This window comes from Leeuwenhoekiella palythoae (assembly GCF_900130045.1).
Classification (GTDB): Bacteria; Bacteroidota; Bacteroidia; order Flavobacteriales; family Flavobacteriaceae; genus Leeuwenhoekiella; species Leeuwenhoekiella palythoae.
Genome location: NZ_FQXT01000002.1, coordinates 403847 through 425957, shown reverse-complemented (window position 1 = coordinate 425957; position 22111 = coordinate 403847). Strand labels below are relative to the sequence as shown.

The following is a 22111-nucleotide window of genomic DNA, read 5'->3' as shown; positions in this document are numbered from 1 at the left end:
GTTAAGCTTTGTCTTTCGCAAAAGCGCGCTTGTTAAAAACCAGCAGTAAACCTACTCCTGTACTGATCGCCATATCTGCAATATTAAATACAGCATTAAAGAAGGTAAAGTAATCTCCGCCCCAGATAGGAAGCCATTCGGGCAGGTAACCCTCCCAAATAGGGAAATAAAGCATATCTACCACGCGACCGTAAAATACGTTCGCATACCCACCATCTTCAGGCAAAAAGGTTGCCAGCTGGCCAGCACTGCTGTCAAAAATCACCCCGTAGAAAATAGAGTCGATAATGTTACCAAAGGCACCCGCAAAAATGAGTGCGATCCCCACGATAAGAATGCGCGAACCATTTTTCTTGACGCTGTCGTAAAGCCAATAACCTATAAGCGGAAGAATCCCAATTCTAAAAAGCGTCAATATTATCTTACCGTAGTTTCCGGGAATTTTAGCACCCCAGGCCATTCCTTCATTTTCAACAAAAAGAATTCTGAACCAATCAAAAACTACAATTTGCTCCTGTAACTGAAAATGCGTTTTTATGTAAATCTTACTAATCTGGTCTATAAGAAGAATAAGAACGATAATGCCTACGGCCTTTTTTAATGACATGTGCTGTATTTAAGAGCGGTAAAAATACTTAATTTATTCAGATTGGGTGACGCTTATACTTCCGTCAACACTTTTTAAAGTGAGTTTGTAAAGCGACACAGGGCTTGTCGCTACGTGAAGGCTTCCGTTGCGGCTTGAAGCTTCTATTTTAGTAGTTCTCGTCTCTACGTCAATGGCCCCTCGAAGCGTGTTAACCACTCCGCTTCCGGTAAAATCTAAAAGGTTAACCCTTCCGCCGGAAAGGTTTAAATTCAGATAAGAAAATGCGCCTTGCGCTTCAACCGAAGCCAACGATGAATTTACCCACAATTCTTTATTCGCCGGTAATTCTATATGCAAAACAACTGACAAGACCTTGTGCGCCGCCAACTTATCATCAAACGCTTTAAAGCCTACCGATCTTCCGGTGGTGATGTATAACAGATCATTTTGAAGCGAAGTGTCGATCTCAAGGGTTTCAAAAGTTTCTCCCTCAACCTCTGTGCTGATAACCAGTTGGTCAGAATTTGTAGCTTTCACATAGATCTGAAAAATTTGATCAGACTCTATAAAAATACCTTTGAGATGTTCCGCAGGCTCCGTCAATACCATCTTCTTTTGCGCAAAAGCGGAATTCAAGCAAGCAAGCAAAGCAAAAAATAAGGTAATGTGATTAATAGATCTCATAAGGCGCTATAAACAAAAAACGCTCCAGATTCTACTGAAGCGTTTTTGTAAACAATGATGACGTGTCTTATTTCTGCATGTTCTTTGCCTCAATGCTCAATGTAGCGTGAGGAACTAGCTTTAAACGCTCCTTATTGATAAGTTTACCGGTAACGCGGCAAATACCATAAGTTTTGTTCTGTATGCGGTTTAATGCGTTCTTTAAGTCACGTATAAATTTTTCTTGACGGATGGCGAGCGCAGAATTTGCTTCTTTACTCATAGTCTCACTACCTTCTTCAAAAGCTTTAAAAGTAGGTGAAGTATCATCAGTACCGTTATTACCATCATTCATATAAGCACTTTTAATAAGGTCAAGATCATTTTGAGCCTTATCTATTTTCTGCTGAATGATCACGCGAAATTCTTCTAATTCTGCATCGCTGTAACGTTCTTTAGTGTCTGTCGCCATTGTTGTTTACTGTTTTTTTATAGCCAGCTTTGTTTCTACATCATCAAATGCTATGGCTATACCGTTAGTAACTTGCTCTGCAACGTCGAGTTTTGCGGTGAGCGTTTCCCTTTTAATATATTCTAAGTTGTCGTTAACGGCTTGCTCGACCTTACCGTCACGTTGTAATTGTACTTCAATTTTATCAGTAACCTCAAATCCTGAATCTTTTCTCAAATTCTGAATTCTGTTTACTAATTCTCTTGCGATACCTTCTTTTTTCAATTCGTCTGTCAAAGTAACGTCTAAGGCAACGGTGAGTGAGCCGCTGCTTGCAACTAACCACCCCTCAATATCTTGTGAAGTGATTTCTACGTCTTCGGGCGCCAAAGTAACACTTTTTCCATTAATGTCCACAGTGATTTCGCCCTCATTTTCAATTGTTGAGATGTCTTGAGCGCTCATCGCGTTTATAGCGTTTGCCACCACTTTCATATCTCGACCAAAACGCGGCCCCAGCACTTTAAAGTTCGGTTTGATATTTTTGACCAAAATACCTGAGGCGTCATCGATCAACTCGATCTCTTTGACGTTTACTTCTGATTTGATCAAATCTTGTACCGCAATAATTTCCTCGCGTTGCGCTTCATCAAGCACCGGAATCATAATACGCTGCAACGGCTGACGTACTTTTATTTTTTCTTTAGCGCGAAGCGAAAGCGTTAACGATGAGATCGTTTGTGCTTTCTGCATTTTATGTTCTAAAGTCGTATCTATAAACGCGGTATTGCTTTCAGGGAAATCTGAAAGGTGTACGCTTTCTGCAGCTTCCTTGTTGGTTAATCCATTCAGGTCCTTATACAAACGATCCATAAAGAATGGCGCTACAGGAGCTCCCAACTTTGCAACAGTTACCAGACATTGATATAGGGTTTGATACGCCGAAATCTTATCGTGTGCATACTCGCCTTTCCAGTAACGGCGACGACTTAAACGCACAAACCAGTTACTTAGATTTTCTTGAACGAAGTCTGAAATTGCACGTGTAGCTTTAGTAGGCTCGTATTCTGAATAAAACTTCTCTACCTGCGCGATCAACGTGTGTAATTCTGAAAGAATCCAGCGGTCGATTTCCGGTCTGTCTTTCCATTCTATATCAGCTTCCGCATAGGTGAAATTATCCAGATTCGCATACAGCGAGAAGAACGAATACGTGTTATACAAGGTTCCGAAGAACTTACGCTGAATCTCTGTGATTCCGTCTAGATCAAACTTAAGGTTATCCCAAGGATTTGCGTTACTGATCATATACCAACGCGTCGCATCAGGCCCAAAAGTATTCAGCGTCGTAAACGGATCTACCGCATTACCCAAACGCTTAGACATCTTCTGACCGTTCTTGTCTAAAACGAGTCCGTTTGAAACTACGTTTTTATACGCAACATCGTCAAAAGTCATCGTTGCGATGGCGTGCAGCGTATAGAACCAACCGCGGGTCTGGTCAACTCCTTCTGCGATAAAGTCGGCTTTACGCCAGGTTTCTTCAACCATTTCTTTATTCTCAAAAGGGTAGTGCCATTGCGCATACGGCATACTTCCGCTATCAAACCACACGTCAATCAAATCTGCTTCACGACGCATTGGTTTACCGCTTGGCGAAACCAGTTTGATCTCATCAACCACATTTTTATGCAGGTCGATCAAGTCATAATTGGCTTCGCTCATATCACCCGGCACAAAATCAGCAAATGGATCGCTGTCCATGACACCGGCTTCAACAGCTTCTGCTATTTTTTCTTTTAGTTCGGAAACCGAACCAATGATGATTTCTTCTTTACCATCCTCAGTTCTCCAGATTGGTAATGGAATCCCCCAATAACGCGAACGCGATAAATTCCAATCGTTGGCATTGGCTAACCAGTTACCAAAACGGCCTTCACCGGTTGCTTTTGGTTTCCAGTTGATGCCTAGATTCAACTCGTGCATACGGTCACGCACATCGGTTACTTTGATGAACCAGGAATCTAAAGGATAGTATAAAATAGGTTTATCGGTACGCCAGCAGTTTGGATAACTGTGTACATACTTTTCAACCTTAAAAGCTTTATTTTCTTCTTTGAGTTTGATCGCGATTTCAACATCTACACTCTTCTCAGGTGCTTCTCCTTCATCGTAATACTCGTTTTTCACATACTTACCACCAAACTCTTTCAGTTCAGGACGGAAACGCCCTTGCAAGTCAACAAGCGGCACCAAATTACCGTTCTCATCTTTAACCAACATCGGCGGAATTTGAGGTTCGGCTTGTTTAGCCACCATCGCATCATCTGCACCAAAGGTTGGTGAGGTATGAACGATACCCGTACCGTCTTCGGTAGTTACGAAGTCTCCTGCGATCACGCGATACGCATCCTGCGGATTGTCGTGCGGCTGTACATAATCGATCACCGGTTCATATCGTAATTCTAATAATTCGCTTCCTTTAAATTCAGAAAGGATTTGATAAGGAATCTTCTTATCTGCTTCACTGAAGTTTCCAAAATCTCCTTCACTTTCTGCAGCAAAGAATTTCTTGGTAAACTGCTTTCCAACCAAAGCTTTCGCGATCACCACCTGAATAGGCTCAAACGTATATTGGTTGAAGGTTTTTACTAAAACATAGTCTATTTTCTTACCAACCGTCAATGCCGTGTTTGAAGGCAAGGTCCACGGAGTGGTCGTCCAGGCCATCAAATATTTTGTTCCGTCAAAAGCAGCAAGCGGAGAAGCTTTATAGGTTTCATCCTCAACCACTTTAAACTGCGCGGTTACCGTAGTATCCGTAACATCCTGATACGTCCCGGGTTGATTGAGTTCGTGCGAACTTAAACCGGTACCGGCTTTTGGTGAATACGGCTGTATCGTGTAGCCTTTGTAAATAAGGCCTTGGTTATAAATATTCTTAAGCAGCCACCATACCGTTTCCATGTATTTTGGCTTGTAGGTGATATAGGGATCTTCCATATCTACCCAATATCCCATCTGCTCGGTAAGGTTGTTCCACACATCGGTGTAACGCATTACCGCATTTTTACAGGCTTCGTTGTATTCTGAAACGCTGATCTTGTTCCCGATATCTTCTTTGGTAATACCCAATTCTTTCTCCACACCAAGTTCTACCGGAAGTCCGTGAGTATCCCAACCGGCCTTACGTTTTACCTGCTTTCCTTTTTGGGTTTGAAAACGGCAAAAAATATCCTTGATCGCACGCGCCATAACATGGTGAATACCAGGCATTCCGTTTGCAGATGGCGGACCTTCAAAAAAGATATAAGGTTCATTGCCTTCACGCGTAGAAATACTTTTTTCAAATATGTCGTTTTCCTTCCAATAGGCTAAAATTTCTTCAGCTACTTTAGGCAGGTCAAGTCCTTTATATTCAGGGAACTTTGTGCTCATGATATGCGTTTTCTAATAAGTGTGCAAAATTACGGAATTTAGATTAGAAAAAACCTTTAAAAAGAATGCCTTAACATAGCCATAATTTCAGACTTCATCCTACTTGGTTAATTGCAACTCTTGGTAAAAAACGTGCATCAATCGTGGCCGTACATTAAGATCATAAATGGCCGTATGCGTGCGTGTGGGATACACCCGATTTGACAGAAAAACAAAAACCAATTCGTGCTCGGGATCTGCCCAAACGAAAGTTCCTGTAAAACCGCTGTGACCAAAACTAGATGCGCTCACCTCTGGATTAGGGTATGAATCCGGCAGGGCATTTTCAGCATTATTGAGATAGGGCTTGTCAAAACCTAGACCGCGACGGTTATCATTCTCAGGATATTGCACCCGAGTAAATTCTTTCAATGTCGCTTCAGAAATATATCTTTTGTTGTTATAAACACCCATATTTACATACATCTGCATCAATTTTGCCAGATCTTCTGCGGTGGCAAACAGCCCGGCATTTCCTGACACACCACCTAACAGACTTGCATTTTCATCGTGTACCCAGCCTTTAACATAAGCCTTTCGGTAAACCGAATCTTCTTCGGTGGGAATGATACGTGATTCAGGAAAGTGATGCTTTTCAGGATTAAACATTAGGTTTTTTGCACCTAGCGGAGTATAAAAATTTTCCTGTACATACTGCTCGTAGGGAATGCCGGTAAGGTTTTCCACAATTTGCGGATAGAGCAAAAAGGTTAAGCCTGAGTATTTATATTTTTTTTCTTCGGAAACTTCAGAGCGATTGATCTTTCTATACATTTTACGCACAAAACGCTTGTTAAGAAAAAGTCCGTTATAGGTTTCTACAGAAAATCTTCGGGATTTTTCCGAACGCACAAAACGGCGCTTGAAGCTTCCATCTTCTTTCAAAACATCATTCAAAAAAACAATATACGGTTCCAAACCGGCTTGATGTGCCAGTATTTCTCTTAGCGTTAAATCCCGCTTATCCTTTCGGCGTTTCCAAGGTTTCCAATAGGTGCTGAATTTCTCATCTAGATCAAGTTTTCCTTCATCAATCAGTTTCATAATCGCGGGTAAGGCGGCGGTAACTTTAGTAACCGAAGCCAAATCGTAGAGATCGCCTGGCGCTACCTTTTGAACACTATCATAGGTATGAAATCCATAAGTTTTATTAAAAATGATGTTTCCGCTTTGTGCAACCAAAAGTGTTGCTCCGGGAAACGCCTTTGCTTCGATCGCCTGTATCATAATCGAATCTACCCGAGCGTCAATAGCTGCATTTGTGACCGGTTGAGTATCTAAAGGCGCTGTAAAAGTTCGATTTTGAGCCAGGGCTCCAAGCGTAAAACACAACAGCATAAAAGTCGTAAACGTATTCATAGAAAGAGTCAGATCCCTGAGAGCATTTAGTTAAAAAAAAATGAGGCAAACCTCACGCTATTCGACCTCATTTGTCGCGTAAAATAATCGCGATCTAAAATATTCAATCTCGACTTCACAAGCGACGATTTCTTGTATTTATATGGAAGGTATCGCGGTATTTATCAAAATAAAAATTCTAGATATCTAAAATTTACAAATTCATAAAAATGCTGCGAGAACGTACAACTGCGATCGGTTTTTAAGCATAATGCGATAATTTGTAAAGACTTAAAACCCGATGCCTTTTGAAAACGCTCACCGCTCCTAAAATTTCGCTAGATCTTTTACAAGAAATTCTGCCTACCGGCCAACTCGTTACACACCATAAAGGCGATACGCTTTGTACGATTCATAAAAAAGTAAAGCATCTTTTCTGGCTCATTGACGGGAATCTGGATTTTTATACGCAACAACAAAATCCGCAACAAGAAATACAAGTAGCGCATTGCGAAATTCCTTTTACCACTCTAGGTTGGAATGGATTTTTCACTCCTGAACGTTATACCTTCAGCGCAAAAATTGCCAGTGATCAGGCGCGTTTTTATAAAGTGCCTTTAAAGGATTTTAAAGCCGATATTCCTCAAGTTAACAGCTTGCTTCTCACTATTGGTCAAAACAATTATCACTTGCTCAAAAATGCCTTGTGCAAACAGGCTTCGCTTTTACAACCACGTAATTTTCAAATCCCGAAAGACGAACATTATTATGTAAATGCATCTATCGAGAAATCTGAGATCGTTCAATTGATGCGGCGCTCCCCGTTTCTTGATCAGTTTTCTGAACTGCATTTAGGTAAACTCGCCAAACTTGCGCAACGCCGCGATTATGAGCCTAACGAAATCATTTATGCGCAAGACAACGCTTCAGAGGGTTTGTACATCTTGATTCACGGCGAAGTGGCCATCAAGCGCATAGAAGGTAAAGTAGATATCAGTCAGCGTAGTATCTCTAATTCGGGATTTATTTTTGGCTGGTCTTCCCTGCTCAATCTTCCTGATATTTGCAATGCCATCACCACTGAAAAAACAGCGGTATACTTTATCAATCATCTGGATTTACACCAGCTTCTGGAAGAAGATGACCGACTCAAAAAACGCTTTTACCACCGCCTCATTTGGCTCATAGGCAATCAAATTAATGCGGCGTTCATTAGGTATACTTCGCTCTTAGGCAAACACAGCATTGATGCCGTATATCAACTGATCGAAAATAACCGCTCGCGGCTTACCGTGAATTCGGGATTGCATTCGGTATTTCATTTGTTGAAAGATCAAACCACCAAAGCGTTTGCGTATGAAACCTTACAAAATTTAGTAACGCAAGGCTCAAGCTTAGAGCGACACATCGCATCGCTGAGTCTCGAGTTTTTAAAACACGATCGGCGTGAACATCAGTTTAAAAATGCGTTGCGCAATATTTATGAGGCGGTCGCCGAAAAAAATCCTGAAACCAGTCCGCAATACAAACGCAAAGCTTGTGCGCAAGCCACACGCGAAACGCTAAAACAGGTTATGGTGCACGTGGAAGGTTTAGAGAATCTACCTGAGGATTCCGGGCATATTTTTATTTACAACCACTTGTTGAATCATCCATTTTATACGCTGAATAATCAATTTCAGATCACTTTAGACTCGCACTTTATCAGCGTTTTGCTTGATGATAAATACGGTGAGCCCGGCATACGCACGGTGCGCATCGCTCAAGGTCAGGAATACGGACATCAAAATTATTATGAAAATCTAGGCTACATCAATGTGTACACCAAAGAATCTGAACTACCGGAAGCCGCTGCTAAAACCAGCAACCGAAGTATTTTTTATACGGCGGCGAGCGAATTTTTAAAAAACAAAAAGAATCTCATCATCAGTCCGGAAGGCACTTCATACACTTCTGAAGAATCTCCCGGAGCTTTTAAAACAGGCGCCTTTAACCTCGCTCTAAATCTCAAAACCGAACCGCTCATCGTCCCGATCGTTTTGGTGAATTTTGATAAACGCATCAACGACACCTTGTTTTACTGCAACATCCTGAAGCCTTTTAAAATGAGTGATCACGTGGCTAAAAATGATCCTGTTTTGGTCAAAGCTTTTGTAGAAGATTATCAAAAAAAGTATGCAGACTATGTGGCCGAAGCTCGCGAAAAAGTAAAAAGGTTGATGACCAGTAATTTTTCGGCGGTGCCGGAAGAAGAACCACCGGTAATGTGGGCCAACGAGATCAAACGCCTGCGTCGTCGTGTTGAAAAACTGAAAAATCAAGAAGATTTGTACGTTTTCTACGGCAGTTCTTCGGTGCGGTTGTGGGTGCATATGCAAGAAGATCTTGCACCCATGCACACTTTAAACTTGGGATTTGGTGGCTCTACGTATGCTTGGTGTTTGCACTATTTTGAGGAAATCTTTCAAGATGTGAATCCGTCGAAGCTTGTTCTATATGCCGGTGAAAACGACATTACACAAGGCCGCACGCCACTTGAAGTTTTAGCCGACTTTAAAGAGCTTATCAAAGCGGTTAAAACAAAATACCCTAAAGTTCCCCTGGCGGTCATCAGCTTAAAACCCAGTGTGGAACGCGCGCATCTCATCCCGCAATTTATGGAGCTTAACGAACTGCTTTCAGAATATGTGATCACAGGCTTGGATGCGCAATTCATCAACGTGTTCTCACAAATGATCTCGCTAGACGACAAACCCAACCCCGAACTCTATATGTCAGACGGCTTGCACCTCAACAAAAAAGGTTATGCGATCTGGAGTGAGGTGATCAAGCAGGCATTGCAAAAACCAGTTTAGAAAGTATTACTACTGGATTGAATCACCAAATAGGCTTCTTATCAAATCTTTAAATGTAGGATCGTATTGATTGTCTTTGGAATAATCGATCAACTTAAAAAATAGTGTATCGCTTTTTTTAATAACGATTAGCGTATCGTTACCCCTGTTTTTAATAAGCGAATATGGCGGTTCTATATCTCCCAACTGAATAAGCTCATCATTTGAAATGGACTTTGTGTTTTGAGAAATATAATACTGTTTATTTAATTTTATAAAGCCTCGGTTAAATGATTCTTCATTTTTTATTTCAGAATTTATAGCAGTCTCTTTACTTACTATTTTTCTTTCATTTGAAATCTCACAACCTGCAAAAACCAAAAAAAACACAACAAAAAATAAATGTTTCATCTTCTTTAGATTTCTTAACTATTAAAACGTATACTTCAACGCCATAATTAAATTACGTCCCGGTGCTGAAATCCCTGAAGAATAGGGGCGGTAGCGCTGATCTGTGATGTTTTCTAAGGCGGCGGTCGCTTTCCAGTTTTGAGCGATCTGGTATTCACTGTATACATTCAAAGTGTACCAGCGCGGTGAGTAGGGATTACCATCGGCATCCAGCGCGTACAAATAAGCGTTACCCTGTTGCGATGGGGCGAGTTCGTCATAATCAAATTGCCCATTATATTCTGCAGAAGCGTCAAACTTCCAGCGCTTCATACGGTAAATCAGGTGCGTATTTCCAAAGAGTGGTGCAGCGTGTCTCAACGGCGCATCGCTGCCATCATCTTCTTCCTGACTTCCTTCAGTAACTGTGACCTGAGAGGTGAGTTTAATGTTTTTGGTAAATAAATATTCTAAACCGGCTTCAACGCCATACACCTCAGCACTTGCAGCATTTTGAATTGCCTGTACATTACTCGGCTCGCCTTGATAATCTACGGTTGTCTCCCCGTTTAGACTAAAATCACGACGCACAAGTGCATTGTTCAAATGCGTGTAATAGGTTGCCACATCCAGACGTAACTTTTCATCAATACGCCACGCGGCACCCAACTCGGCATTATATGCATATTCTGCTTTAAGATCGGGATTAGGCACCACCACAGACCCGGGTTCGCTGTCAAAGATTTTCCCGATATCATCAATATTAGGCGCTCTAAAGGCTGTGCCCAGATTCAGTTTAAGATTGAAATTTTCTGCCGTTTGCCAATTCAAGCCGGCGTTTCCGGTGAAATTTCCGAAGCTTACATCTGCCTTTTCAAACGGAAAATCATAAAAGTTATCATCAAAAGTCGCATCGATCAATATATGATTGTACCGCACGCCGGTTTGCAAGGTTAAACTTTCAGCCAAATTGAACTGTCCACTTAAATAGGCTGCCAGTGATTGCCAGCTGGAATCATCAGGATAGCGGGTTGCAGTTGCTGCCTGGTCGCCGGTGTTGATATCGGTTTGCTTTCCGTAGGAACCAATTTTGTTATACACATATTCCAACCCATAAAACAACTGATTTGAGCCCATTTTCTTAGTAAAATCAAGATCTAAAGAATAGGCGTTCACCTGCTCTTGCGTGGTATATAAAGTAGTTGCTCCAAAATCACGATCGTTTCTACTTTCTTCAAAATATTGAATTGCCGCAGTAAGCTTAGCATCGTCATAAAAATCGCCGTTTCCTTTTTTATCGATTTGAAGATTTCCCATAAACCACAATTGCGGGCCGTAGTACCATTCTGCAGAGCGCAGCTGCCCGTTTCTGGTTCGTGTAAGCCTATCGTAACGCGCGTAGTCTGACGTATTGCTATAATGCAACCCAAGATTAAAATCCCAAATACTGTTGGGCATATAGCGCACTTTTTGAGTAAGGTTGATCATATCAAAACCTGTAGGCGTTTGCACATTGGGATCGTCATTTTCTACCACCGTATCCACACTGTTTTGTGTCACCACATATTCGGGCCGTAAATAATCTTCAGGGCCATGACTTCCCATACGCAGATCGTCAAAATCAGAATAGCTTACGCTGGTTAAAAACGCCCACTTCTTAGCACCAATATTGAAGTCGATGTGACCGGTTTTTTCGTTATTTGCTGTAGCATATCGAGTAAGCGCCATTCCTGAAAATGCAGTACCTTCTTCAAAAGAAAAGGCCGGTTTTTTAGTATAAAAATTCATCACACCGCCAACCGCGTCACTACCATACACCACAGATCCCGGACCTAAAATAACTTCGGTTTGATCAATGGTAAAAGGATCGATATTGATCACATTCTGAAGGTTTCCTGATCTAAAAATCGCCGTATTCATACGCACACCATCTACCGTCAACAACAATCGATTTGTTGAAAAACCACGTATCATAGGGCTACCGCCACCCAACTGACTCTTTTGAACAAAAACCTGCCCACTCTGACTTAGAAAGTCTGCCGCTGTTTGCGGATTTTTAAGTTCAACATCTTCAGCATCCAGACTTACTATTTTTTGAGCGATATCCTTAGACTCCTGCTCAAATTTTGACACCGAAAGCACCACCTCGTTAAGTTGGTTCTCATTATCATCCAGATAGACCACATTACCTTCAGCAACGATCGCCGCCTTTGTGGTTTTTAAGGTGATGTGGGAGACGTGCGTGATAAAAATAGTTTCAGATTTTGTGAAGGCCGATACATCTGCATTTCCTTCTTCATCACTTACCACATAGGTTGCCTTTGAGGTATTATAGAGCGCGGCATTGGCTACCGGCGCTTGGGTGTCTTTATCCAGCAGTTTGATCGTTTGGGCGTGAAGGGTCAACGAAAAAACACAAAAAAGCAACAAAGTAAGGGGTAATCTCATAAATGTGGTTAGTTAAATAATGCGGTTAGCACCGCAAGTGACTTTGGTTTTTTAAAGCCGTGTAAATGTAATTCATAATAAGCGAGCAGCATATTTACAAAGTCTGCGCGTCGTTTTTGGTTCAGTTTTACCGTAGCAAGTGCATCAAAATTTATACCCAAGAGCTGTTTGAGCGTATGTAAATTTTCTTCGGAAATACTGTAAAAACTCTCTACCGGTTCAAATATTCCGGTTTCTAAGTTGAAGTGTGCGTGATGCAACTCTGAAGTATCTGGATAAAAACCTAAATATTTGGTCAACTCTAACAGAAACAACAGATGAAAATTGGCTGTTTGTTCGTGCAGATCGAACCATAAAAATGCGTGTTCTAAAAACGCATAGAGCGCTCGGTTCTCTTCTTCCTCTTGAATAGCATTCCGCAGCATTTCTGAAAGAAAAAGCACCACACTGGACTTCAAAACATCAGTATGTAAACTTAGATAAGGCTGAGTCACTTTTGCCTCACGGATACTCTCAAGCGTGCCTTTGTCTTTATGCACCGCTACCAACTCTAACTGACTTGCAGGCTGAAACATCGCCGTACGCAGTTTACCTTTTTTTGACTTTAATATACGCCGCAGAATGTACGATTTGAGTCCGGCTTCTTCCGTAAAACAGCGCACAATAAGATCTGCTTCTCCGTACTTAATTGCCGAAATCACTATGGCTTTTGTAGTTACCAGCATCAGCGAATGATCATAAGTTTGACAATTTTAGTTTCCACAGCATCTTCGGCGGTGATCAATATAAAATAGACACCCGAAGCCACGCGGTATCTTCCAAAAGCGGTTGTATCCCATTGAATGCTTCCGCCTTCTGAGACTTCTTCATAGACTAAATTTCCGTTTAAATCCGTGATTTTCACATTGGCGTTTTCGGTTAAACCATCAATGGTTACACTGCCGGTAAATGAAGGTCGCACCGGGTTAGGAAAAACCCGAGCATTTTCTAGAGTTTCTTTAGGAGCCACCGCACTTCCCGAAAAAGAAACCAAGCCCAAAGGCGTTGCAAAAAACACCTCTCCTGATTCTTCATCAATGCTTATGTCCTGAATATTATTTGAAGGAAGTGGCGAATTTGTTGTACTAAATTGTTGTAAGGTTTCCTGACCATTAGCGCTAAAGTAAAACACACCGCTAGATACGGTCCCCACCCACTTATTATTATTTCCGTCAACGGCAATGGCCCGAATAACTTGGTCGTTAAGCAATTCTACAGTGCTTCCTGATTCTTCAATGATGATGGGTTGCGTTTGAATTTCGGCATTTTCAAACATCTGCGCCGGACTAAAAAGTCGTCTAAGTCCTAAGCTGGTACCAATCCATAACGCGCCATTATTATCAACCGCAAGCGACTGCACATTATCTGACGGCAAATTAGATCGCTCGGCATTGAGTAGCCTAAAGCTATTCGCATCTGGATCGTAACCAATAAGACCCCGGTTTGAAGAACCAAAATAGATATTTCCTAACCTACCAATCACCAATTCTGAATAACCATTTACCGCATCAAAGTCGGGCAAAATTGAAGCTATGGAAATCCCATCAATTTGATTCCCGGTTTTGCGTGCTAGGGCATTTTCGACCAAACTATTAGTCATCCATAAAGTTCCATTACGGTCAAAAGCGGCTCCGTTTATACGTACATCAGTTGGTGCGAAAGGAATATCACTCAAGCCACTATTCGTTTCATCATATAATTGCAGTGGCACTTCTTCTATAATTTCAAGGAGACCGGCATTAAACGAACTCATAAAAACCTGAGCATTGTCCTCGGGATTATAGGTAATGTTAGTGATACTATTAGTTTCCAAAAGCGACTCAAAAGGAAGGTTATACCAACCGGAATCTACCACAAAATGACTCAGTCCGCGCTGCTTTAAAGGAAATGGATTATAGGTATCTGAATAATCTCCGTACGCCACCCAAAGTTGGCCCGGCGCGGCTTCAATACTAAATGGATCATTGCGCAGCGGACCATCGGGCAACACTTGAAGCGCTGCTGTTGTATTTGCGGTTGAAGAAATTAAAAGACCGTTAGCGTCAGTGCCTAAATAGATTTGACCTTGAGAAGTAAATGCCGAAGTATAGCTGCCAGGATAATCAGCAAGAGCAGCCACTGTTGTCGTCAAATTCCCTGATGCATCATAGATCAGAATTTGACTATCTAAACTTATCGTAAGCGCATCTTCTGAAGCTAAAAAAGAAACCGGAAGCCGGTCTAACGTGGTTTGTGTATTAAAGTTGGCTCCGTCAAAACGTTGCAAGCTTTGATCGCTTTTTACACCCCATAACGCTTCGGCAAAAGTTTGAATGCCTTCCCAACCGGTAGGATCTAAGGTTTCCCAATTTTGAAAATCAATTAAATTATCATCTGCTTTCAGTGCACGTCGCAGTCCTCCATTAGGTGAGGCCGCATAAATGTACTCCTCTAAAATTGCAGTTTGCTTGATGTTTAGGCGGGCTCCGTTATTTCCTATAAAATACGAGTCATCAAATTCTAAACGCGAAAGATCAAATAGCGAAATCCCAAAACCTGTAGCGATGTACAGCGTGTTGTTGTGTTCATCAAAACTATTAATCATCTTTTCTGAAGGAAGAATCGCCGGTTTGTCCCGAATAGCGACCAGAGTGGTAACGCTTTCATCCGGCATCACCACATCTATAAGCCCCGAAGTGTAACCCACAAATAAAATGCCGGTAGCTTCACTGAAATGTATAGCGCTAATCGCTTCCCCCGAAAGCCCTTGAATAGTGCTGTACAACTGTGTTTCATTAGTGTTCAGATCGTAACTAAATACTGAATTCTGCGCAGCTGCAAAGATCTTGTCATTACCCTCTGCAAGTGCGGTAATCTGATTGTACGAAAAATAAGCCGTCCATGCTTCTGAATACTCCTGAGCAAATACACAGCATATATTTAGTAGGAAGAGAAGTAAGTATGGATTCTTTTTAAACATAAACAGCGCACAAGTCTTGTGCTAAAAATACAATATAAGGTGCAGTATGTTTATAAAAAAAGGCTTCGGTTGTACACCGAAGCCTATGGCTAAATCTTTTATATAATTTTCAACCTTTACACAATTCCTTGTGCAAGCATCGCTTCGGCAACCTTAACAAAACCGGCGATATTTGCTCCTTTTACATAATCTACAAAGCCATCTTCCTGCTTACCATACTCTACACACGCGTTGTGAATATCGTACATAATCTCGTGCAGTTTTTTATCTACTTGCTCGGCAGACCAGTTATAGCGCATACTGTTTTGAGACATCTCAAGACCTGAAGTCGCTACGCCACCTGCATTAGACGCTTTACCCGGAGAGAATAAAATTTTATTCTCTAGGAACACAGCAACAGCATCTGGAGTACAAGGCATATTTGCACCTTCTCCCACAGCCATCACGCCATTTTTAACGAGCAGCTCAGCATCTTCTTTGTCTAATTCGTTTTGCGTAGCACAAGGCAATGCGATATCGCACTTGATTCCCCAAGGTGCTTTACCCTCGTGAAATTCTGCTTCAGGATACTTCTCTATATATTCCTTAATACGACCGCGACGCTCATTTTTGAGCTCCATTACAAAAGCAAGTTTCTCTTTATCAATACCGGCCTCATCATAAATAAATCCGTCTGAGTCAGAAAGCGTCACCACTTTTGCATCAAGCTGTGTTGCTTTTTCTGCAGCGTATTGCGCAACGTTACCAGATCCTGAGATAACGATGGTTTTTCCCGCCAGCTTTTCGCCAACATTATTCAACATATATTTTGTGAAATACACGTTACCATAACCTGTTGCTTCAGGACGAATCTTAGAACCACCATAAGACAATCCTTTTCCGGTAAGAATTCCTGTAAATTCGTTCTTGATACGCTTATACTGGCCAAACATGTAACCAATTTCACGACCACCAACTCCAATGTCACCAGCAGGCACATCAGTGTTAGGACCAATATGACGATATAATTCTGTCATAAAGCTTTGGCAAAACCGCATCACTTCAGCATCGCTTTTTCCTCGCGGATTGAAGTCAGAACCTCCTTTACCACCACCCATAGGAAGTGAGGTAAGGCTGTTTTTGAAGACTTGCTCAAAACCTAAAAACTTAAGAATACTCAAGTTAACCGAAGGATGAAAACGCAAACCACCTTTGTAAGGTCCAATAGCCGAATTAAATTCAATACGATATCCTTTATTAATCTGAGTTTCTCCTTGATCATCAACCCAAGGCACTCTGAACAAGATCGCGCGCTCAGGCTCAACCATACGCTCCAGAAGCTTTTTGCCTTGGTATCTAGGATTATTTTCTATAAATGGAATAACAGTTTCTGCGACTTCCTGTACTGCCTGAATGAATTCAGGCTCGTTTGGATTAGCTTTCTCAACAGAATCAACAAAATTTTTAATGCTATCTGTCATTATATGATTTTTTTGAATTTATAATTTTTAACATACGAAAACGATGCAAATATATGATATTAATAAAAAATGGTATGTTATTTTTAGATATTCTTAATATTGATATTTCGTTTTTACGACATTTATGATAAAATTAGTAGCCCAGGCATAATTCTAGGTTAAAACCTCAATTTTACTATATTTGTTGCACCATAAGTCCCCAAAACTAATGAATACCAAAATCCTATTTTCGGTATTAATCATCTGCTTATCAATCCCTTTTGCAGGTAAAGCACAGCTTGCGTTTTCTAACGAAGTTGGTGTAATTGCGGGACCGTTACTTTTTCAATCAGATTTTGGGCTTAGAAACAACGTAGACACCAACATTAACAATCAAGGTTGGGGTATTGGTATCGTGCATTATTTTAACTTTTCTTACCGCGCAGATTGTAACTGTTATACCCGTGATCGCTATTTTAACGACCATTTCAAATTACGCTCTGAAGCCGATTTGCATTATACTAAATTTACCCACGAAGGTATAGAGTCTCAGAAAGACACCGAAGAAGGTCGTGATCTACGTGACCATACAGGAAGTTCCCTTGTGTTTGAACTGGGTATGCAACTAGAATATTTTCCGTTGAGTATTAGGGATTTTCAAGCCGGCGGATTCAGAATAGCCCCGTATATTAGTTTAGGCGCTCACTATGTAGGCTTTAACCCCTCCTACGAATCCTCACAAGATGTACCCGGAGCCACACCAGAGGATATCTATTTTGATGATTTTCTCGTGGGTGACGGCGGAGAGCTTGGCGGCATCAGCGACGCTTCTGGAAACACCTGGGCATTAACCGGAAGCGTAGGAATTAGATACAAACTAACGGTTTTAAGTGACCTTAATCTTGAATTGAGATACCATAAATACTACTCCAATTGGGTTGACGGCTTAAATCCTGATCCCGAGTTTTACCCTCCAAACAAATACGATGATTCTATCGTATGGCTGAATATCGGCTATATTTATTACCTTAATTTTTAAGAACGTCTAGCTAATAGTATTAGCCTAAAGCTTGTTTTAAATCTTCTAGCAAGTCATCAATATCCTCGATACCAACACTGAGTCGAATAAGCGAATCTTTAATCCCTGTCTTCTGGCGCTCTTCTTTAGGGATGCTCGCGTGTGTCATACTTGCGGGATGCCCGGCAAGACTTTCTACACCACCTAAACTTTCGGCAAGGGTGAAAACTTTTAACTTTTCAACTACCTCAACAGCTCCATCAAGGCTATCTTTTTTTGTGGTAAATGAAACCATTCCACCAAAATCCTTCATTTGCTTTTTTGCAATCTCGTGGTTGGGATGGTTTTCAAAGCCCGGCCAATAAACCTGATCTACTTTAGGATGCTCCTTTAAATAATGCGCAACCGCTTTACCATTTTCACAGTGGCGTTGCATACGCACGTGTAGTGTTTTGATTCCGCGAAGCGCAAGAAAACTATCTTGAGGTCCGCAAACTGCACCGCTTGCATTCTGAATGAAATAGAGTTTATCTGCAAGCTCTTTATCGTTGACCACTAAACCTCCCATTACAAGATCGCTATGACCACCTAAATATTTGGTGACGCTATGCATCACGAGATCAGCTCCCAGATCAAGAGGTTGTTGCAAGTAAGGCGTGGCAAACGTGTTATCTACCGCCAATAAAATTTTATGCTTTTTAGCTACCTGAGCGACCGCTTCGATATTGATGATATTCATCATTGGGTTGGTAGGCGTCTCTACCCAGATCATCTTTGTTTTTTCTGAAATAACAGCTTCAATTGCTGAAGTGTCCTGCATACTCACAAAATGAAACTTCAAACCAAAATCTTCAAAGATCTTTGTAAATAAGCGATATGATCCGCCATAAAGATCGTTAGTCGAAATGATCTCATCTCCCGGTTTAAACAATTTTAAAACTGCGTCTATAGCAGCAAGACCAGAACCAAAAGCCAAACCGAATTTGCCATTCTCTAAACTTGCCAGTGCATCTTCAAGGGCTTTACGCGTAGGGTTTCCGCTTCGCGAATACTCAAAGCCTTTATGACCGCCCGGAGTAGATTGCGCATAAGTAGAGGTTTGGTATATAGGCGGCATAACGCTTCCGTAAGCAGGATCTGTATTGTGTTGACCGCCGTGTATGGTTTTAGTATTGAATTTCATTTTCTTAATCTTTCATTAAATGTCTTAGTAAAGTTAGGAAGCCAAAGACCTATTCCCAAAATTGCGTGTACCTTTATTCTTTGTTTAACACGAAACCCTAATTGCTTTGAAAAAAATCGCATTGCTTCTGCTTACAATAATTAGTATCAGCAGTTGCCAAAAGAGAACGACTCCATTAACGTTTAAAACCGAAACCTTAAAAGCAGAAACTTTAGACCACTGCGCTGACGGTATATGCCCAATTATAGAAATCGAAAAGATCAAAGTTTTTGGTCGTGAGCATTTTGCTGACACTATCAACAATGCGGTTGATCAGGTATTGCTGAATAACCTCGTGATCGCTCCCGAAGAAGAGCCTGATATCAAAACACTAGATCAAGCTTTAGAGCATTTTATTTCTAGCTATCGCGTATATAAAAGTGATTTTCCCGAGGCCGGTACAGAATATGAGATTAACAGCACATCTCAAGTAAGCTATAACGGTGCGCAATTGTTGAGTATAAAATTTGAAAATTACACTTATTGGGGAGGAGCGCACGGATACGGCAGTACCACGTATCTTAATTTTGATAAAGATGCTGAAACCTCACTGAACAATGAGGCTTTATTTAAAGATTACACCGGCTTTTTAAAATTGGCTGAAACCCAATTTAGAAATCAAAAAAAGCTAAGTGCCGAAGAAAACATCAACAGCACCGGCTTTTATTTTGAGAATGACGTTTTTGCATTACCCAATACCATTGGGTTTACTGAAAACGAAATGGTGTTGGTGTACAATCCGTATGAAATTGCATCCTACGCTGACGGCCAAACCATTTTAAGATTTAAGTTTAGCGAAGTGCAAGAATTTCTTAAACTAGACCTATAGCGTGACGCAACGCCAGCACAGAACCTAAATGAATACCTTCGTGGAAGTTGTTGTAAGCGATTGCTTCATCAACATTAGAAAGTGTACTGTCCATCGAGGTGGTGATGGTGTTATAGGTTTTAAACTTTCCGGCTTTATAGTCTTCTTCAGTTTGCTCTAGCGTGCTAAAAAGTAAGGTTTTGATCTCATCTACTTCTGCCTGAGTAGCATCTGCCTCGGGCTTTGTTCCTTTTCGGTACTTATTGATGATTTCATCAGAAACCAAAGCTGGCACTTCTGAAAATTTATAAACCAAAATCTGTTGGGTTGCGACCAAATGTGCAATGTTCCAGAAAATATTATTGTTGTATCCTTTAGGGATTTTATTCAGATCTTCTAATGCGATAGTCTCCAGATAATTCTTGAGAATAACACGTGTTTTATATGTGATTTTTAAGGTATACGCTATTGATGCTTCCATGAAAAGTTTTTAGTCTATAACCTCGAGTTATGTCTCGAAGTATTTAATCTCGATTATCGAGTCAAAAATACCTTTTTATACCGAAAAGCGGTTACTTTGCAAGCGTAAACAAGACCACTAAATTTACTCAATTACTAAAAATATAAGTTTTGAAAAAAATATATTACCTCTCTACTTGTGACACCTGCACACGCATTATGAATGAGATCGAATTGCCTTCTGCGTTCATCAAGCAGGATATAAAAACTGATCCTATTACCGAAGAGCAATTAGACGAACTTTACAACCTTAGCGAAAGTTATGAAGCTTTGTTTAACAAACGCGCCAGACTCTATCGCGAGCGTGGTCTAAACAATGAAAAGCTAGAAGAAGGGAACTATGCCGAACTGATTCTGGAGCATTACACATTTTTAAAGCGTCCTGTGATTGTAAATAACGATCAGATCTTTATAGGAAACAGCAAAAAAACGGTTGCCGCCGCTAAAGAAGCTATTCACCCTTAAAGCCATTTATGAACCAACGCGTACTTGCACTTGCTGCAGCTACCGGAGCCAGCACCATCTACGGAATTAACCACACACTTGCTAAAGGGGTGATGCCGGTGTACATTGGGGCTTTTGGATTTATTTTACTACGCGTTTTAGGAGCCTCTGCGCTATTCTGGCTACTGAGTATCTTCAGCAAATCTGAAAAAATCGATCGTGCTGATTATTGGAGATTTTTGGGCTGTGCAGTATTTGGCATGTTTGTAAATATGCTGGCCTTTTTTAAAGGATTAAGCCTTTCTACACCCATCAACAGCTCGGTGATCATCACGTTAAGCCCGGTGATTTTACTCATTTTATCTGCGCTATTTTTAAAAGAGCGTATCGGGTTAACTAAGATCATAGGGATCCTCATTGGGATGTTTGGCGCGCTGGTATTGGTGTTGTTTGGTGCTGCAGAACAACCCAATGCACCTAATATTCCGCTAGGAAATCTGTTGTTTTTTGTAAATGGCGCGACTTACGCCGTTTATTTGATTCTGGTAAAACCTATTAGCAACAAGTACAGCACGATCACGTTGATGAAGTGGCTGTTTCTTATTGGAGTGCTTTTAAACCTCCCTTTTACACTTACTGAGTTCACTGCTGTAGACTGGCTCAATCTACCGGCAAAAGCTATTTGGGTGATGGTATTTGTAGTGGTGGGCACTACTTTTTCTACCTATCTTTTAAATCTGTACGCGCTCAAAACGCTTAAAGCTTCAACCATTGGCGCTTTTATTTATTTGCAACCGGTGATCGCGATCTTATTTGCAGTTCTTGTAGGTGCAGACCACTTAAGCTGGGTTCGCGCAGGTGCCGCAGCATTTATTTTTCTAGGAGTCTATTTATCTACCCGAACAAAGAAAACCGCCTAAGCTAAATCCTTAGGTTTCTTGCCAAACTTACGTGTATCTTCTTTGGTAAGTACTTTAAAATTTTCGGTTTTACTTAGGGAGGAAAGATTAACAAACAAGGCTTCCGGCAGACCAATAAGTTTGCGTTCTTTAAGATCGATCCAGGCGCCCATCATTTCGCAACTGGCAAAATTTCGCCCTTTATGATCATAAAAATTATGTATGAATTCAAAATACATCCCGTCTTCAGAAAGTCCTTTTAATTGAAGCGTCACCTTTACCGGATTTCCGGCAAAAACTTCCTTAAAATAATACATATGCTCATAAAACACCACCGGGCCAATATTGTGCTTGGCCATCTCCCGCTGCCCAAAACCATTTTCCATCAAAAAAGCCATACGCGTATGACTCATAAAGTTGATGTAAGCACTATTCGCTAAATGTCTATTTGCATCTATATCACTCCAGCGTATCTCAAATTCTTTAGTATACATAGTTTTAAAAGTAAACTACCTCAGGGCAAACTCGTGAGGCATTAGTTGAAAACAAAATTTCAATTTCGAGGCATCCCGAT

At 41.0% G+C, this 22111-nt stretch carries 18 protein-coding genes; 5 read left to right on the top strand and 13 right to left on the bottom strand.

Features of this window, described 5'->3' with window-relative positions; genetic code table 11:
- Position 1: 1 nt before the first annotated feature.
- From BUA96_RS05420 to BUA96_RS05400, 5 genes are all read right to left on the bottom strand, one after another.
- Entirely contained in the window at positions 2-607 is a 606-nt protein-coding gene (locus BUA96_RS05420; RefSeq protein WP_072981125.1) for a lipoprotein signal peptidase, read from the bottom strand.
- 33 nt (positions 608-640) lie between these two features.
- A complete protein-coding gene (locus BUA96_RS05415) occupies positions 641-1273 on the bottom strand; it encodes a DUF4097 family beta strand repeat-containing protein (RefSeq protein ID WP_072981124.1) in 633 nt (210 codons plus the stop codon).
- A 67-nt stretch (positions 1274-1340) separates the two neighbouring features.
- Positions 1341-1724 carry a TraR/DksA family transcriptional regulator gene (locus tag BUA96_RS05410; RefSeq protein ID WP_072981122.1) on the bottom strand — a complete coding sequence of 128 codons (384 nt, stop codon included), beginning with the start codon at positions 1722-1724 and terminating at the stop codon, positions 1341-1343.
- A 6-nt stretch (positions 1725-1730) separates the two neighbouring features.
- Complete coding sequence (gene ileS, locus BUA96_RS05405; RefSeq protein ID WP_072981120.1) at positions 1731-5141, bottom strand: isoleucine--tRNA ligase; 3411 nt, start codon at positions 5139-5141, stop codon at positions 1731-1733.
- A 99-nt stretch (positions 5142-5240) separates the two neighbouring features.
- Entirely contained in the window at positions 5241-6539 is a 1299-nt protein-coding gene (locus BUA96_RS05400; protein WP_084673063.1) for a serine hydrolase domain-containing protein, read from the bottom strand.
- Between the two features lie 287 nt (positions 6540-6826).
- Between BUA96_RS05400 and BUA96_RS05395 the strand changes: the two genes are divergently transcribed.
- Complete coding sequence (locus BUA96_RS05395; protein WP_072981119.1) at positions 6827-9373, top strand: cyclic nucleotide-binding domain-containing protein; 2547 nt, start codon at positions 6827-6829, stop codon at positions 9371-9373.
- Positions 9374-9382: 9 nt separating this feature from the next.
- On the opposite strand, the gene BUA96_RS05390 is transcribed toward BUA96_RS05395, so the two are convergent.
- The 5 genes from BUA96_RS05390 to gdhA form a co-directional block, all read right to left on the bottom strand.
- Positions 9383-9763: a hypothetical protein gene (locus BUA96_RS05390; protein WP_072981117.1), complete on the bottom strand. Its 381-nt coding sequence runs from the start codon at positions 9761-9763 to the stop codon at positions 9383-9385.
- Positions 9764-9784: 21 nt separating this feature from the next.
- Positions 9785-12190, bottom strand: a complete 2406-nt coding sequence (locus BUA96_RS05385) for a TonB-dependent receptor plug domain-containing protein (RefSeq protein WP_072981115.1) — start codon at positions 12188-12190, stop codon at positions 9785-9787.
- Positions 12191-12198: 8 nt separating this feature from the next.
- Positions 12199-12915 (bottom strand): DNA repair protein RecO, encoded by a 717-nt coding sequence (gene recO, locus BUA96_RS05380; protein ID WP_072981113.1) that lies wholly within the window; start codon positions 12913-12915, stop codon positions 12199-12201.
- Positions 12915-15188, bottom strand: a complete 2274-nt coding sequence (gene porZ / locus BUA96_RS05375; protein WP_072981111.1) for a type IX secretion system anionic LPS delivery protein PorZ — start codon at positions 15186-15188, stop codon at positions 12915-12917. The genes recO and porZ overlap by 1 nt, the downstream gene beginning before the upstream one ends.
- Before the next feature lie 116 nt (positions 15189-15304).
- Entirely contained in the window at positions 15305-16648 is a 1344-nt protein-coding gene (gene gdhA, locus BUA96_RS05370; RefSeq protein WP_072981109.1) for an NADP-specific glutamate dehydrogenase, read from the bottom strand.
- A 208-nt stretch (positions 16649-16856) separates the two neighbouring features.
- On the opposite strand from gdhA, the gene BUA96_RS05365 reads away from it, so the two are divergent.
- The gene (locus tag BUA96_RS05365) at positions 16857-17666 is read left to right on the top strand and encodes a THC0290_0291 family protein (RefSeq protein ID WP_072981107.1); all 810 of its coding nucleotides are present in this window, start codon (positions 16857-16859) and stop codon (positions 17664-17666) included.
- Positions 17667-17685: 19 nt separating this feature from the next.
- On the opposite strand, the gene BUA96_RS05360 is transcribed toward BUA96_RS05365, so the two are convergent.
- Entirely contained in the window at positions 17686-18828 is a 1143-nt protein-coding gene (locus BUA96_RS05360; protein ID WP_072981106.1) for a cystathionine gamma-synthase, read from the bottom strand.
- A gap of 106 nt (positions 18829-18934) precedes the next feature.
- Between BUA96_RS05360 and BUA96_RS05355 the strand changes: the two genes are divergently transcribed.
- Positions 18935-19696 carry a DUF3298 and DUF4163 domain-containing protein gene (locus BUA96_RS05355; RefSeq protein WP_072981103.1) on the top strand — a complete coding sequence of 254 codons (762 nt, stop codon included), beginning with the start codon at positions 18935-18937 and terminating at the stop codon, positions 19694-19696.
- On the opposite strand, the gene BUA96_RS05350 is transcribed toward BUA96_RS05355, so the two are convergent.
- Complete coding sequence (locus tag BUA96_RS05350) at positions 19680-20156, bottom strand: DinB family protein (RefSeq protein ID WP_072981101.1); 477 nt, start codon at positions 20154-20156, stop codon at positions 19680-19682. The genes BUA96_RS05355 and BUA96_RS05350 overlap by 17 nt on opposite strands.
- A gap of 149 nt (positions 20157-20305) precedes the next feature.
- Here BUA96_RS05350 and BUA96_RS05345 point away from each other — a divergent pair, with 149 nt between their 5' ends.
- Both BUA96_RS05345 and BUA96_RS05340 read left to right on the top strand, forming a co-directional pair.
- Positions 20306-20659, top strand: coding sequence for an arsenate reductase family protein (locus tag BUA96_RS05345; protein ID WP_072981099.1), 354 nt, complete (start codon positions 20306-20308; stop codon positions 20657-20659).
- A gap of 8 nt (positions 20660-20667) precedes the next feature.
- Positions 20668-21558 carry a DMT family transporter gene (locus tag BUA96_RS05340; RefSeq protein WP_072981098.1) on the top strand — a complete coding sequence of 297 codons (891 nt, stop codon included), beginning with the start codon at positions 20668-20670 and terminating at the stop codon, positions 21556-21558.
- Here BUA96_RS05340 and BUA96_RS05335 read toward each other — a convergent pair.
- On the bottom strand, positions 21555-22031 hold the full coding sequence (locus tag BUA96_RS05335; protein ID WP_072981096.1) for an acyl-CoA thioesterase: 477 nt from the start codon (positions 22029-22031) through the stop codon (positions 21555-21557). The two genes, BUA96_RS05340 and BUA96_RS05335, sit on opposite strands and share 4 nt — an antisense overlap.
- Between the last annotated feature and the right edge of the window lie 80 nt (positions 22032-22111).